Annotated in this window: 11 protein-coding genes and 1 pseudogene; 8 read left to right on the forward strand and 4 right to left on the reverse strand. The window is 68.7% G+C overall.

From position 1 onward, the window contains the following. The 6 genes and pseudogenes from eno to ACFPMG_RS03475 all read left to right on the forward strand — a co-directional run. Positions 1-398: pseudogene (gene eno, locus ACFPMG_RS03450) on the forward strand (phosphopyruvate hydratase); the annotation flags it as partial. Positions 399-621: 223 nt separating this feature from the next. Next, on the forward strand, positions 622-1,527 hold the full coding sequence (gene ybgF, locus ACFPMG_RS03455; protein ID WP_376993832.1) for a tol-pal system protein YbgF: 906 nt from the start codon (positions 622-624) through the stop codon (positions 1,525-1,527). 8 nt (positions 1,528-1,535) lie between these two features. Beyond that, entirely contained in the window at positions 1,536-2,897 is a 1,362-nt protein-coding gene (tilS, locus tag ACFPMG_RS03460; RefSeq protein ID WP_376993833.1) for a tRNA lysidine(34) synthetase TilS, read from the forward strand. Between the two features lie 84 nt (positions 2,898-2,981). Beyond that, positions 2,982-4,919, forward strand: a complete 1,938-nt coding sequence (ftsH, locus tag ACFPMG_RS03465; protein ID WP_014240204.1) for an ATP-dependent zinc metalloprotease FtsH — start codon at positions 2,982-2,984, stop codon at positions 4,917-4,919. A 172-nt stretch (positions 4,920-5,091) separates the two neighbouring features. Further along, positions 5,092-5,883, forward strand: a complete 792-nt coding sequence (locus tag ACFPMG_RS03470; RefSeq protein ID WP_376993834.1) for a rhomboid family intramembrane serine protease — start codon at positions 5,092-5,094, stop codon at positions 5,881-5,883. 107 nt (positions 5,884-5,990) lie between these two features. Next, positions 5,991-6,215, forward strand: coding sequence for a DUF2061 domain-containing protein (locus ACFPMG_RS03475; protein ID WP_145678179.1), 225 nt, complete (start codon positions 5,991-5,993; stop codon positions 6,213-6,215). 157 nt (positions 6,216-6,372) lie between these two features. Here the strand turns inward: ACFPMG_RS03475 and ACFPMG_RS03480 are convergent, their stop codons facing one another. After that, the gene (locus tag ACFPMG_RS03480) at positions 6,373-6,903 is read right to left on the reverse strand and encodes a peroxiredoxin (protein WP_376993835.1); all 531 of its coding nucleotides are present in this window, start codon (positions 6,901-6,903) and stop codon (positions 6,373-6,375) included. Positions 6,904-7,025: 122 nt separating this feature from the next. After that, positions 7,026-8,552, reverse strand: a complete 1,527-nt coding sequence (hutH, locus tag ACFPMG_RS03485) for a histidine ammonia-lyase (protein ID WP_376993837.1) — start codon at positions 8,550-8,552, stop codon at positions 7,026-7,028. 243 nt (positions 8,553-8,795) lie between these two features. Here hutH and ACFPMG_RS03490 point away from each other — a divergent pair, with 243 nt between their 5' ends. Together ACFPMG_RS03490 and ACFPMG_RS03495 are read left to right on the forward strand one after the other, a co-directional pair. Further along, entirely contained in the window at positions 8,796-10,487 is a 1,692-nt protein-coding gene (locus ACFPMG_RS03490; protein WP_376993838.1) for a type I secretion system permease/ATPase, read from the forward strand. A 70-nt stretch (positions 10,488-10,557) separates the two neighbouring features. Continuing rightward, the gene (locus ACFPMG_RS03495) at positions 10,558-11,919 is read left to right on the forward strand and encodes an HlyD family type I secretion periplasmic adaptor subunit (protein ID WP_376993839.1); all 1,362 of its coding nucleotides are present in this window, start codon (positions 10,558-10,560) and stop codon (positions 11,917-11,919) included. A 115-nt stretch (positions 11,920-12,034) separates the two neighbouring features. Here ACFPMG_RS03495 and ACFPMG_RS03500 read toward each other — a convergent pair whose 3' ends face one another. Together ACFPMG_RS03500 and ACFPMG_RS03505 are read right to left on the reverse strand one after the other, a co-directional pair. Next, the gene (locus ACFPMG_RS03500; RefSeq protein WP_376993840.1) at positions 12,035-12,550 is read right to left on the reverse strand and encodes a response regulator; all 516 of its coding nucleotides are present in this window, start codon (positions 12,548-12,550) and stop codon (positions 12,035-12,037) included. A 163-nt stretch (positions 12,551-12,713) separates the two neighbouring features. Continuing rightward, the gene (locus ACFPMG_RS03505; protein ID WP_376993841.1) at positions 12,714-13,436 is read right to left on the reverse strand and encodes a hypothetical protein; all 723 of its coding nucleotides are present in this window, start codon (positions 13,434-13,436) and stop codon (positions 12,714-12,716) included. Positions 13,437-13,498 lie beyond the last annotated feature (62 nt).

The following is a 13,498-nucleotide window of genomic DNA, read 5'->3' on the forward strand; positions in this document are numbered from 1 at the left end:
AGGGCTGGAAGGCGCTGACCGACGCCATCGGCGGCAAGGTGCAGCTGGTCGGCGACGACCTGTTCGTGACCAACCCGGCGCGTCTGGCCGACGGCATCCGCAAGGGCGTCGGCAACTCGATCCTGGTCAAGGTCAACCAGATCGGCACGCTGTCGGAGACGTTGGAGGCCGTGGACATGGCGCACAAGGCCGGCTACACGGCGGTCCTGTCGCACCGTTCGGGCGAGACCGAGGACAGCACCATCGCCGATCTGGCGGTCGCCACCAACTGCGGCCAGATCAAGACCGGCTCGCTGTCGCGCTCCGACCGGCTGGCCAAGTACAACCAGCTGATCCGCATCGAGGAGATGCTCGGCACCGCCGCCCGCTTCGCCGGACGCGGCATCCTCAAGGCGTAAGACGCTTTTCGGAGTCTCCTTTGAGAAGGGCCCCTTTCCGGACTGCCGGGAAGGGGCTTTTTTCTGTGTTCTCTTCCGGGTGTGCGCCCGGTGCGCGGGAGATTTCCAAATCACCACCGTGCAAGGGGCGCGCGCTTCTGGTAAACAGCCGCCATAGTTTCGCCCGCTTGGACCGGCACCCTCTTAACGACGGCTTTTCCCGCCCGGACAGGACCCTCGACGCATGACCAAGACCACTTCTTTCGCCGCCCTGCTGCTCGGCGGCCTGCTGTGCAGCGGTTCCGTCTTCGCGCAGACGGCTTCGCTGCAGGACCGTCTGGACCGGCTGGAGTCGGGGGTAGAGGCGCTGGGCGGGCGCGTCGAGGTGGCGCAGGCCTATCCGGGCAGTGGCTACGCGCGGGGACAGACGGCCGAGATCCAGCCCTCGCTGGCCGCCGATTTCGAAGTGCGGCTGCAGAAGCTGGAGCGCGCCCTTTCGGAGCTGACCGGGCGCTATGAGGAGGCGACCTATCAGATCTCGCAGATGAAGGACCGGCTGGAGCGGGTCAACAGCGACATCGACTTCCGCCTGAAGGAGCTGGAAAGCAAGGGCGGCGGGGCGGCCAGCGACCCGTTCGGCGGCCCCGCCAAGCCCAGCGCGGCGACTCCGGCCGCGGCGCCCAGCGCCGCCAAGGCACCCGAGAAGACGGCTGACAAGCCGGCGGAGAAGCAGACCGCCGCCCTGGCGCCGCTGCCCGCCAACTCCACCCCGGAGAAGCAGTACGAGCACGCCTTCGAGCTGCTGCGCCAGTCCGACTACGACAAGGCGGAGAAGGCCTTCAGCGACTTCCTGGCGAAGAACAAGTCCCACCAGCTTGCCGGCAACGCACAGTACTGGCTGGGTGAGACCTACTACGTCCGCAACAAGTTCCAGGACGCCGCCGTAGCCTTCGCCGAGGGCGTGCAGAAGTACCCGAAGAACAACAAGGCGGCGGACAATCTGCTGAAGCTCGGCATGTCGCTGCAGCAGCTGAACCAGAAGAAGGACGCCTGCACGGCCTTCAACCAGCTGATCACCAAATTCCCGGAAGCGTCGGCCAGCGTGAAGCGCCGCGCCGACACCGAGCGCCGCCGCCTGAACTGCGCCTGACGGGCGCGGTGAACGCGTCCGACCCGGCGGGGCCGATTTCCGCGGGGCCGATCTCCGCGAGTGAGTTCGCCGCCCGCATGGACCGGCTGGGCGGCTTCGAGACACGGCCGCGCGTGGCCGTGGGCGTATCCGGCGGGGCGGACAGCCTCGGGCTGGTGCTGCTCGCCCAGCGTTGGGCGGCGGAGCGGGGCGGGGATGTCCTCGCGCTGACCGTCGATCATGGGCTGCGCGCCGAGTCCACGGCGGAGGCCGCCCGGGTGGGCGGCTGGCTCCAGGAGCGCGGCGTTGCCCACACTATTCTTCGCTGGGACGGCGAGAAGCCGGCGACCGGCATCCAGGCGGCGGCCCGCGCCGCGCGCCACCGCCTGCTGGCCGAGCGCTGTCGGGAAGAGGGCATTCTCCATCTGGCGCTCGCCCACCACCGCGACGATCAGGCCGAGACGGTGCTGCTGCGCTTCGCCCGCGGCTCCGGAATCGACGGGCTGGCCGGCATGGCGCCGGTGCGCGCGGCGGGGGCGGTGCGGGTGATCCGGCCGCTGCTGAACCTGCCCCATGAACGGCTGGTGGCGACCTGCCGCGCCTTCGGCCAGGAGTGGATCGAGGACCCGTCCAACCGCAACCCGCGCTTCGCCCGCGCCCGCCTGCGCGCGGCGGGGGAGGCGCTGGCCGCCGAGGGGTTGGACGCGCCGCGTCTGGCCGACCTCGCCCGCCGGGCCGCCCGGGCCCGCAACGCGCTGGAGACGGGCACCGCCTCCCTGCTGGCCGAGGCCGTGGAGGTCCATCCGGAGGGCTGGCTGCGGCTGGACCCAAAGCCGTTGCTGGCGGCACCGGAGGAGCTTGGCCTGCGCGCGCTGGTCCGCTGCATCGCCGCGACGGGGGGCGCCGCCTACCCGCCGAAGGACGAGGCGGCGGAGCGCCTGTTCGCCGAGATCGCGGGGGAAGGCTTCCGGGGACGCACGCTGGGCGGCTGCCGCATCCTGCCGCGGAAGGGGCATTTGGTGATCGCGCGGGAGCCGGTCGGGGTCACCGAACGGCTGAGTCTTACCCCCGGCGGAGAGGTCTGGTGGGATCGCCGATTCGCCGTTCGGCTGGCGGCGGGGACGGGCGGGGCGGTGGTCGTGGCAACATTGGGGCGGGAAGGGTGGCAAAAGGTGCGGTCTGCAGGCCCGGATTCGGGCCGCATCGGCCTGCCCGAACCGGTCCGCGAGACGCTGCCGGCGCTGTGGGACGGAAACGGGCTGGCGGCGGTGCCGCATCTGGGGTTTTCGCGGCCCGGATTCCCCCTTTCGGCGGTCGCTCTGCACGCGCCCGGGGTGGTGTTGGCCGGTCCAGCTTTTCCGGTTGTTTCGGACCGTGTCGGCATTATTTAATCTGGGAACGTGCCCGTAAGCCCGGGAGGGGTGGCTCCGCATCAGCCTACCTTTCCGCGCAGGGTTCGCAGAAAGGCTTTTGACGTGAACAATTTCGGCAAGAATCTCGCGCTCTGGATCATCATCGGGCTGCTGCTGGTGGCCCTGTTCAACCTGTTCCAGAGCTCCTCCACGCGCAGCCCGCAGACGACGGTTCCGTTCAGCGAGCTTCTCGCCGAAGTGGACCGCGGCCAAGTGGCCGACGTCACCATCAAAGGAAACCAGGTCTCCGGCCACTTCACCGACGGCCGGTCCTTCAGCACCTACGTCCCGCCCGAAGCCGGGCTGGTCGAGCGGCTGACGCAGAAGAACGTGCGCATCAGCGCCGTTCCGGACGACAGCAACGTGCCGTCGCTGTTCTCCGTCCTGCTGTCCTGGTTCCCGATGCTGCTGCTGATCGGCGTCTGGATCTTCTTCATGCGTCAGATGCAGTCGGGCGGCGGCAAGGCCATGGGCTTTGGCAAGTCCCGCGCGCGCCTGCTGACGGAGAAGGTCGGCCGGGTCACCTTCGACGACGTCGCCGGTATCGACGAGGCCAAGCAGGAACTGGCGGAAATCGTCGAGTTCCTGAAGGACCCGCAGAAGTTCCAGCGTCTGGGCGGCAAGATCCCGAAGGGCGTGTTGCTCGTCGGACCGCCGGGCACCGGTAAGACCCTGACCGCGCGCGCCGTGGCGGGTGAAGCCAACGTGCCCTTCTTCACCATCTCCGGCTCCGACTTCGTCGAAATGTTCGTGGGTGTCGGCGCCAGCCGCGTCCGCGACATGTTCGAGCAGGGCAAGAAGAACGCCCCCTGCATCATCTTCATCGACGAAATCGACGCCGTGGGCCGCCATCGTGGCGCCGGCCTGGGCGGCGGCAACGACGAGCGCGAGCAGACCCTGAACCAGCTGCTGGTGGAAATGGACGGCTTCGAGGCGAACGAGGGCGTCATCCTCATCGCCGCCACCAACCGTCCGGACGTGCTCGACCCCGCGCTGCTGCGTCCGGGCCGCTTCGACCGCCAAGTCGTCGTTCCGAACCCCGACGTGCTGGGCCGCGAGAAGATCCTCAAGGTCCACATGCGCAAGGTGCCGCTGTCCCCGGACGTCGACGCCAAGGTCATCGCGCGCGGCACCCCGGGCTTCTCGGGCGCCGATCTCGCCAACCTCGTCAACGAGGCCGCGCTGCTCGCCGCCCGCATCGGCAAGCGCGTCGTCGGCATGGCCGAGTTCGAGGCCGCCAAGGACAAGGTCATGATGGGCGCGGAACGCCGCTCCATGGTCATGACCGAGGACGAGAAGAAGCTGACCGCCTATCACGAGGCCGGTCACGCCATCGTCGCCATCCACCAGCCGGACAGCGATCCGGTGCACAAGGCCACCATCATCCCGCGCGGCCGCGCGCTTGGCATGGTGATGCGCCTGCCGGAAGGCGACCGCATCTCGCTGTCCCAGGCCAAGCTGCACGCCGACCTGCGCGTCGCCATGGGCGGCCGCATCGCGGAAGAGCTGATCTTCGGCAAGGACCGCGTGACCACCGGCGCGTCGGGCGACATCAAGATGGCGACCGACATGTCGCGCCGCATGGTCACCGAATGGGGCATGAGCGACAAGCTGGGCCCGCTGCTCTACGGCGAGCCGACGCAGGAGGTCTTCCTCGGCCACTCCGTCACCCAGCACAAGAACATGTCCGACGCCACGGCCCGCACGGTGGACGAGGAAATCCGCCGGATCGTCGACGAGGCGTACGGCGAGGCCCGCCGGATCCTGACGGAGAACATCGATCAGCTCCACACCATCGCCAAGGGTTTGCTGGAGTACGAGACCCTGAGCGGTGAGGACATCGCCCGCCTGCTGCGCGGCGAGCCGCTGATCCGCAACGACGAGCGGGAGGGCTTCTCGCCGGCACCGCCGAAGCAGCCGACCCCGACCTCGGGCCGTCGCCCGTCGGTGCCGACCACCAAGGAAAGCGGCGGGATGGACCCGGAGCCCCAGGGGACCTGATAGCGGGCACCTGATCCGCACCGCGGCTTTAGTCAGCGAAACCGGCGCTCCGCAAGGGGCGCCGGTTTTTCTTTGCCGACTTCCGCCTGTACGTGTCTCCCGTACGTCTTGGCGGAACCGAAGGGCGGGACCATCGTACTGAACAGGGTTGCCTCAACCGAAAGCGCCGCCGATGCTGTTCCTGCCCATCTACGACGACAACCCGACGCGGCGAACGCCGGTCGTCACCATGGCGCTGATCGCGCTGTGCGTGATGGTGTTCCTGTGGCAGCTCTCGCTGGGCGCGCGGGGTGGAAACCTCGCGGTCTATTCCTTCGGCCTCGTTCCGGCCGTGCTGTTCGGATACGCCGAACTGCCGGAGCCGTTGCGGGTCGTTCCGCCCTGGATGTCCGTCGTCACCTCCATGTTCTTGCATGGCGGCTTCCTGCACCTCGCCGGCAACATGCTGTACCTCTGGATCTTCGGCAACAACGTCGAGGACAGCATGGGGCGGGGCCGTTTCGTGGTCTTCTACCTGCTGTGCGGGACAGCGGCGGCACTGGCCCAGAGCTTCGCCGCCCCAACGTCCGAAGTCCCGATGGTGGGGGCGAGCGGGGCCATCGGCGGAGTGCTCGGCGCCTACCTAGTGCTGCACCCGCGGGCGAATGTCGGCGTCTTCTTCTGGTTCATCATCATCGTCCGCGTCATCAGCGTTCCGGCGGTGCTGGTGCTGGGCTTCTGGTTCGTCGGGCAGATCCTGAGCGGGGTCACCACCCCGACCTCCAACGATAGCGGCGGGGTGGCCTTCTGGGCGCATGTCGGCGGGTTCGTCATGGGGGCCGCGTTGATCCCCTTCTTCAAGTGCCCCGAGGTGCGGTTGCTGGAGCCGGCGCACAGCCGCGCCTTCGAAGTCGTTCCGCCGGGCACCCGGTTGCGTCGCGGCAGCGTGCCGGAGGCGGGCGACCGCCGCCGTCCCTTTCGTTGATAAATAGGGACTGCCTATTGATCTGTTTGGGTCGTTCGATTGGACCTGTCGCCGTCCGACGCTCATGCTGAGGCTGAACAGAAATGGCGGCGTTCGGGAGTTTCGCGATGACCAAGACCTTCAGCTTTGCCTGCATCCACTTCACGGTGGCCTTCACGGTCGGCTATCTGATGACCGGCAGCATCGCGGTGGGCGGCGCGCTGGCGCTGGTGGAGCCGCTGTGCAACACGGTGGCCTATCACCTGCACGAGAGGGCCTGGGCGGCCCATGAACGCCGCAAAGCGCAGGCGGCCGAGGCGGAGCCGGCGGAAGGAACCGCCGTTCCGGCTTGAAGAGATCGGTGGTTATATCCCCTCTCCCCTCCGGGGAGAGGGTTAGGGTGAGGGGGTTGCGCTTGGCCGTGCGTCCGGCACAAGCGCACCCCCCTCACCGGCCCTCCGGGCCACCCTCTCCCCGGAGGGGAGAGGGCTAAAGAACCGGAATACCGGCTCAGCGCGAACGCAGGTAGGCCAGCACCGCTTCCGGCGCGGATTCGCCGTAGGGGTCGCCGCCCTCGCCGGCGTCGTTGATGCCCGGCTCCTCGAACAGCTTCTCGATCACGCCGTCGGTCACCACCATGGCGTAGCGCCAGCTGCGCATGCCGAAGCCGACATGGTCCTTGTTGATCAGCATGCCCATGCGGCGGGTGAAGTGGCCCGCGCCGTCGGGGATCAGCTTGACGTTCTTCACGCCGAGATGCTTGCCCCACTGGAACATTACGAAGGCGTCGTTGACGCTGAGGCAATAGACCTCGTCGACGCCCAGGTCGCGGAACTCCGGATAGAGTGCGTCGTAGGTCGGCACCTGCTGGTTGGAGCAGGTCGGGGTGAAGGCGCCGGGCAGGGAAAAGACGACGACTCGCTTTCCGGCGAACAGCTCGTCGCTGCTGACGTCCTGCCAGCGGAACGGGTTGGGGCCGCCGACGCTTTCATCGCGCACGCGGGTCTTGAACACGACCGAGGGGACTTTGCGTCCTTCCATGATGGTCTCCGGATCGAAGTGAAGCGGTTGATGTGGGATGATCCGAACCTTAGCCCTTCAACGGATTGACGAAAACCGGCCGGAGCCACCTGCGCGGTCTTGTCTCAGCCGGCCCCCGTGGATCAGGGCAGGAGGTTCTCCGCGAAGGGGCGGAAGACGCCCTCCGTGACCAACCGCTTCGCCGCCGCGATGTCCGGGGCCATCGCGCGATCCTCCGTCCACACCGCCACGCGGGCGCGCAGCAGTCCCCGCGCGCGCTCCAGCGCGGGAGAGGAGGCCAGCGGCGCCCGCAGGTCAATCCCCTGGGCCGCGGCCAGCAATTCCACGGCGATAATCCCCGCCAGATTGTCGGCCATGTCCGACAGGCGGCGGGCGGCGTGGGTCGCCATGCTGACATGGTCCTCCTGGTTGGCGGAGGTCGGCAGGCTGTCGACACTGGCCGGGTGGGCCATCTGCTTGTTCTCGCTGGCCAGCGCCGCCGCGGTGACCTGGGCGATCATGAAACCGCTGTTCAGCCCGCCGTCGGCCACAAGGAAGGGCGGCAGGCCCGACAGGTGGGTGTCCATCAGCAGCGCGGTCCGCCGTTCCGACAGCGCCCCCGTCTCGGCGATGGACAGGGCCAGCACGTCGGCGGCCATCGCCACCGGCTCCGCGTGGAAGTTGCCGCCCGACAGGATGTCGCCGCTGTCCGGGAAGACCAGCGGGTTGTCGGAGACGGCGTTGGCCTCGCGCTCCAGCACGCCCGCGGCGAAGCGCAGATGGTCGAGCACCGCGCCCATCACCTGCGGCTGGCAGCGCAGGCTGTAGGCGTCCTGCACCGTCTCGTGCCCCTCCCGGTGGGAGTCGCGGATGCCGCTGCCCTGGAGGAGGGAGCGGTAGACGGCGGCCACGTCCCGCTGGCCGGGCTGGCCGCGCAGATCGTGGATGCGCGCGTCGAAGGGACCGTCGCTGCCGAGAGCGGCATCGACGCTGAGCGCTCCGGCGACCAGGGCGGCGGCGAAGCCGTCTTCGGCCGCGACCAGCCCGGCCAGCCCCAGCGCGGTGGAGACCTGCGTGCCGTTCAGCAGGGCCAAGCCTTCCTTGGCCTCCAGCGCCAGCGGCGCCAGTCCGGCGCGGGCCAGCGCCTCGGCAGCGGGCAGCCGTTCACCGTCCACGTCGGCTTCCCCCTCGCCGATCAGGACGCCGGTCAGATGGGCCAGCGGTGCCAGATCGCCGGACGCCCCCACCGACCCCTTGGCTGGGACCACCGGCAGGACGCCGCGGTTGTAAAGCGCCAGCAGCGCCTCGATCACCGCCATGCGCACGCCGGAATGGCCGCGCGCCAGCGCGTTGACCTTCAGCGCCAGGATCAGCCGCACCACGCCCGGCGGCAGGTCCGGCCCGGTGCCGGCGCTGTGCGACAGAACCAGCCGCCGTTGCAGCTCCCTGACCTGATCCGGGGGGATGCGCTTCTTCGCCAGCAGGCCGAAGCCGGTGTTCACGCCATAGACCGCGCGCTCCCCGCCCGCCGCCTCCGCCACCGTGCGGGCCGAGGCGTCGACGGCGGCGCGGCAGCCGGGCGCCAGGGCCAGGACGGGCGGGTCGCGCAGGATGCGGCGCAGGTCGGGCAGGGCGAGATGGCCGGGGTCGAAGGTCAGCGTGTCGGTCATGCGGCGCTCCTTGAAACGGGACGAACTGAGCAGCCCTTCACATGAGGCGCCGTTGTCGTCTGCGCAAAGGGGGTGGTTTTCAGTGGCATTCCTGTGATGTCCCTCAATCTTCAGATTTCATTTACCAAAAACGCGCCAACTGACCTCGCCTGCATCCAGTGGGCACTGCCGCAAACGGTGACAATTGGAGGGCTGTAAATGCCTCGCCTGTTTTCTCGCGGGTCTGAAAAGACCAATAAAAGTATGGCTCACGGGGGACGTTATTTCACCCGGGTACTCGTTGGTGCATTTGTCTTCAGCGCTACCATCAATCTTCTGATGTTGGCGATGCCACTTTATTCGCTTCAGGTCTTCAGCCGGGCCATTCCGTCCGGCAACATCGATACGCTGGTCATGCTGACCGTCATCGTCGTCCTGGCCCTGACGCTGAGCGCCGCCATGGAAACGGTGCGGGCGCGCATCCTGGCCCGCGCGGGCAACGCGCTGGAGGTCACCTGGCGCCGCCGGTTGACCGCCGACGTGCTGGACGCCTCGGGCCGCGGCCGTCCGGACACCGCCCCGGTCAGCGACCTCATGGAGGTCAAGGGCGCGATGAGCCGTCCGTCGCTGCCGGCCCTGATGGATCTGCCCTGGGTGCCCCTGTACGTCATCGGCATCTACCTGATCCACCCGCTGCTCGCCGTGATCCTGGTCGCCGCGATGGTCATCATGACGGCGCTCGGCTATCTGAGCAACTGGGCGGTGCGCCACTTCGCCGAGGACAGCAAGGCCCCGGCCAGCCGTTCGCAGCGCCTGTTCGACTCGCTGCTGTCGCGGTCGGAAACGGTGCGCGGCCTGCGCATGGGACCGAGCGCGCTGGACACCGTGGCCCGCGACGCTATGACCACCTCCGCCCTGCAGGGCCGCTCGACCGAGCGCGCCGCTGCCATCGGCGCCTTCACCAAGTGGGTCCGCATGGTCATCCAGATCGCGGTGACCGGCGTCGGCGCGCTGCTGGTGATCGAGCAGCACCTGTCCTTCGGCGGCATGATCGCCACCTCCATGCTGGTCGGACGCGCCCTCGCCCCGGTGGAGCAGAGCGCCGGCGCCTGGGGCCAGATCCAGAAGTCCTACCAGGCATTCCGCCGCCTGTTCCCGCTGCTGAAGCGCCTGTCGCTCGAGCCGGAGCGCCCGATGATCCCGGTGGAGCGCGAACGCCTGACCGTCGAGAACCTGCTGTTCGTCTCCCCCCGCGACCAGAAGCCGATCCTGCGCAGCGTCACGCTGGCGGTCGAGCCGGGCCAGACGGTGTGCATCGCCGGTCCCAACCGCTCCGGCAAGTCGGTGCTGGCCCGTCTGCTGGCCGGCGTGGCGATGCCGTCGGCGGGCACCGTGCGGCTGGGCGGTCTGGCCGTCGCCTCGCTGAACCCGGAAACCCCGGAGCAGGGCATCGGCTACATGGCGCAGGGCGCCGACCTGCTGCCCGGCACCATCGCCGAGAACATCGCCCGCTTCACCGAGACGACGCGGGAGAAGGTCGAGGACGCCGCCAAGCGCGCCGGCATCCATTCCTGGGTCGAGAGCCTGCCCGGCGGCTATGAGACCGAGGTGACCGACCCGCTGTTCCCGATCACCGGCGCCTCGGCCCGCCTGATCGCCCTGGCCCGCGCCGGCTACGGCCGCCCGTCGCTGATGGTTCTCGACGAGCCGTCGGCCGGCATGGACGAGATCGGCCACAAGGCGGTGCGCGAGTTCATCGTCGAGGCCAAGAACAGCGGCGTCACCACCATCGTGCTGACCCACTCCCCGGCCTTCGTCGACATCTCCGACAAGACCTTCGTTCTGAAGAACGGCATGGCGGTCGAGCTGCCGCAACGCCAGCAGGAGCAGCAGGGTCCGAACTGGAGCCGCCTGCGCAACATCGGCCCGGCGCCGGTGCAGAGCGCCGCCGGCTGACGCCGGAACCTCCAGACCAGCACCCCAGCATAAGTTCCGGGCGACTTCCGGCGATTAAGGACCCTCTGTGATGACCGACACCACCATGAACACCTACAAGACGAAGACCATGACGTCGATCGGCGCGCTGCGCGCGCTGGTTCCCGACACCCGGGTCAGCGGGCTTCTGGCCGGCGGCTTCATGGTGCTGGCGGTGGGCTTCGGCGGGATGACCGCCTGGGCCGCGCTCGCCCCGCTTCACAGCGCCGTCATGGCCTCCGGCGCGCTCGCCCCGGAGACCGGCCGCAAGATCGTGAAGCACACCGAGACCGCCCAGATCGAGGAGATCCTCGTCAAGGAAGGCGACACGGTGAAGGCCGGTCAGGTCCTGATGCGGCTCGACAGCACCGAGGCGGCGACCCGGCTCCAGGTGCTCAGCACCTCCTGGCTGGAAACCCAGGCGCTGGAAGCGCGGCTGACCGCCGAGCTGTTCGAGCAGCCTGCCATCGAGTGGCCGGAGGAACTGCTGCGCCGTCGCGGCAGCGACCGTACGGTTGAGAAGCTGATGGGCAACCAGGAAACCCTCTTCCAGGTCCGCCGCAACCAGCTCGACACCGAGGCCAAGCTGACCAAGGAGCGCGTCGCCACGCTGCGCGAGGAGGGCAAGAGCCTTCAGGAGCAGCGCAAGTTCCTGGCCCGCGAGATCCAGCTCATCGAAGACGATCTGCAGATCACCCAGGGACTGCTGTCCCGCGGCAACGCCACCCGCACCAAGCTGGTCGAGCAGCAGAAGGAGGAGGCGCAGCTCAAGGGCCGCGACCGCGAGCTGGAGGCCCGCATCGCCCAGGCCAACCAGGCCGCTGTGGACGCCGAGGGCGACCTTCTGCGCCGTCGCAACGACTTCCGCGAAAAGGTGCTGGTCGATCTGGAGAAGTCCCGCGGCGACGTCATCCGCCTCGCCGAGCAGATCCGCGACGCCGCCAACCGGCTGGAAACCCGCGCGATCAAGGCTCCGGACGCCGGCACCGTCGTGATGCACAGCCATTGGGCGGCCGGCGGCACGATCACCGCCAACGAGCCGATCCTGGACATCATCCCGGACGACCGCGCCCTGCTGGCCGAGGTGAAGGTCCAGCCGAAGGACATCAAGTCGCTGACCGTCGATCTGCCGGTGAAGGTGCAGTTGACCGCCTATGACAGCCGCGTCGTCGGCTCGCTGGACGGCACGGTGACCTACGTCTCGGCCGACCGCGTGATGGACCCGATTACCCGTCAGGAATCCTACATCGCGCGGATCAAGCTGAAGGACAGCGACTCCCATCAGGTTCACAACCTGACGATCAAGCCCGGTATGCCGGTGGAGGCGCGAATCCTGCTGTCCGCCCGCACCCCGCTCGACTATCTGGTGCAGCCGCTGTCGCACTCCTACGTGAAGGCGTTCATTCAGGAGTAAGGGCAGGAGTAAGGGCAGGAGTAAGGAGCCGCGCGCTCCGCGACGGTTCGGAAAAGGAAAGGGCGGCTTCCCACGGGGGAGGCCGCCCTTCCTTGTTTGGTGACGTGGTGTGTCGTCAGCCGCGCGGGCCGTGCAGGCGCCGCGCCGCGAGGTCCAGCGCCAGTTTCAACTGGGCGAGCGAGTAGGGCTTGTTGACCACGCCCAGCGGGTAAGTCTCGGTGATGCGGGCCATGATCGCGTGATTGGCGTAGCCGGAGAGGAAGATCGAGCGGATGCCGTAATTGGCGCGCAGGCGCCGCGCCGCCTCGATCCCGTCGCCGCCGGCCAGCCGCACGTCCATCAGCGCGACGTCGGGACGCTCGCGCCCGGCGATGGCCACCGCCTCCTCCTCGGTGCGGGCGGTGCCGCAGACGATATGGCCGAGATCCGTGGCGGCCATGCCCACCGCCTCGGCGGCCAGGGTTTCGTCCTCCACGATCAGCAACCGCAGGGGGCGGACCGTCGCGGGAACGTCGCGCCGGGTCGATTCCCACCGGTCGGTCTGGCCAGCCTGGGTGGCCGGGCCGCAACGGTGCCGCCATTCCAGGCTGGACGCCGGTCGGGCCAGCGTGTCCACATCATCCCGTGTCATGACCACCACCCCTATGCGTCGCCGCCGGTGTTGTTTGGTAAAGATTCATTTACCAAATAAAGTGGTAGTCGCACCCATTTCGGAGTTCAAGGAAAATCTGTGTGACGTGGGTGCGTTCGGACGAGGTGCGACCTTCCCGCAACAACGGGACGGAGGTGGAAGATCAGCGTTTGGGCCGGCTCAGCCAGTCCACGTTTCCACTGCGGGGAGGGGGGCTGTTGACCCCCGAACCGCCCTTGCGCCCGGACAGGGGCGAGAGCCAGGACGGAGCCGGAGGCGGATCCGGAACAGGGTCCGGTGCCCCGGGACGCTGCGGCGCCGGGGCCGGCGCACGCGGCACGAAGGGCGACAGGACCGGAGCCGCCGGCGTGGCCGCTGAAGGCGGCAGCGGATCGTCTCGCAACGGTTCAGCGGCGAAGGAAGGGGCGGGGTCATCGGACGGCGGCGGCGCATAAGTCTGCGGGGCGGTCAGCGGGGCTGCCTGTGCCGCCGATTGCGGCGTCGCCGGAGTCGGATGGGGGCGCGGGTCGGCGACGGTCCGCGTGGGACGGTCGTCATCGTCGACCGGGCCGGTCTGGGTGTTGATGCGCCGGGCCTCGTCGCGGATGGACAGCAGGGTGGAGACGGCGAACTGGAGCAGCGGCGCCATCGTCTCGGAGTTCGCCAGCTCCTCCGCCGTCAGGGCGGCAAAGCGCTGGCGCACCTGCTCCACCGCGTCCTCGATGCTGTCGCGCAGGGCACCGGTGTCCTGGAGGACGCGTTCCAGATCCTCCCGAAGGGCCGAAATCTCGCAGGCCTGGCGCAGCTCGTGGAAGCCGATGGGAGTCCCCGGCGTCCGCCCGGTGTCGGCGGTCCGCTGATCGTGCGATCGGAAATCATAGGGCATCTTCGCCAAACGCCGGGCCCTATCCTGCAATCCTGACGGAGACCAAGGAAGGTTGCCGTGTC

Source organism: Azospirillum himalayense, from assembly GCF_042657465.1.
Classification (GTDB): domain Bacteria; phylum Pseudomonadota; class Alphaproteobacteria; order Azospirillales; family Azospirillaceae; genus Azospirillum; species Azospirillum himalayense.